This window comes from Vibrio sp. M260112 (assembly GCF_036533775.1).
GTDB lineage: Bacteria > Pseudomonadota > Gammaproteobacteria > Enterobacterales > Vibrionaceae > Vibrio.
In genome coordinates this window covers 1-1,352 of the sequence record NZ_JATABH010000145.1, presented here as the reverse complement: position 1 = coordinate 1,352, position 1,352 = coordinate 1, and the positions used below count along the sequence as shown (strand labels likewise).

At 43.3% G+C, this 1,352-nt stretch carries 1 protein-coding gene; it reads right to left on the bottom strand.

Features of this window, described 5'->3' with window-relative positions; genetic code table 11:
• Nucleotides 1-239: 239 nt before the first annotated feature.
• Entirely contained in the window at nt 240-1,277 is a 1,038-nt protein-coding gene (locus QTN95_RS20660; protein ID WP_331418852.1) for an IS110 family transposase, read from the bottom strand.
• Between the last annotated feature and the right edge of the window lie 75 nt (nt 1,278-1,352).

Genomic DNA, 1,352 nt, shown 5'->3' with positions numbered 1-1,352 from the left:
ATTTAAGAGTGATTCACAACGCTTATATGGACTCCCTATTGTTGTCAAAAAGTATTGTTAACGAAGGTTAGATGCTTGCTTATATACGGGCTCTAGTTGAGAAGCTATCTCGGGCCACTTTGATGTGTTCGCACCGTCATGACTTTATCGTGGCAGCGGTATTTAATACCTAAGCGTTGCACAGTCTCTTGAAGGTTGGTCTTACCTGTTCGTTATCACGGTCTTTTTGACTAACTCTGTTAAGCCACAAGGAATTGTGGCTTGTAATCCTCTCCGCTTTCTATCATAGCGAAGGCTGTTCTTACGGTCTTATTTGCCAATGCTATTGCAGCAACCTTTTTCCCACGTCTTACCGTCATTGCTTTAAGCCATTGCTCTTTTGATGTACGAGCTTCTCGCTTTTCTAATTTGCAAACGACCCCAATGGCTCCATTGTAGAGGGCGTTACGCAGAGTGTTGTTGCCACAGCGTTTAGCAATAGCCCCTATCTTTTGTTTGCCTCCACTACTATGTTGAACAGGAGTTAATCCCAGACAGGCAGAAGCATGTCGTCCTTTTGAAAAATGGTCTTTTTGGCTGAGGGCAATTTTCAATAAAGCCGCACAAATAGGGCCGACACCTTCTAATGCTTGTAGGCGTTTGCACAATAGGTCTTGAGATGTAGTGACTTTCAGTTTTTGTGTAATGTTATCGATTTGGTGAACTAAATCGACGAATCGGTCATACATCATTGCTAGGGTTTCCCTGAATGTCCAGGTGAGACTATTTTCAGCCTCTTCGAGTATGAGGGGGATTTCGGTCCTAAGCGCAAAATCGCCTTTGTTGATAGGGAAGCCAAACTCAAGTAACAGCGCTCTTAATTGATTTGCGGAGCTGACTTTCTGTCGGACAAGCAATTCGCGAATATGAACAATAGATTGTTGGCACTGGTCTTCAATATTAAGTATTCGGCAAGCTTTCACGTTAGGCTGCATAGCGGCGATAGCGATGGCTAAAGCATCATTAGCATCTGTTTTTTGACCTTGCCGGAATGCAGAGACTCGTTTAGGAGCGATGGCTTTTACTTTATGACCGAGTTTAATAGCTAGTCGTCCCCAGTGATGAGCGGTCGCGCAAGATTCCATGGCAATGAGCGATGCTTTTTCTTTGATAAGAAGCTCTGTAAGTTTTTTTCGAGAGACTTCTTTGTTGAAAATAATTCTTCCATGTCGATCCATCTTACAAACTTGGAAAACGTTTTTTGCTAAGTCGATAGCGAGCACCGTAGAATGAGTCATGTGTTGGCTTCCTTGTAAAAGTGTCGTTACTTATTACGTTACTCCCGAGGGAGATAGGGAGTCCATACATCTTGG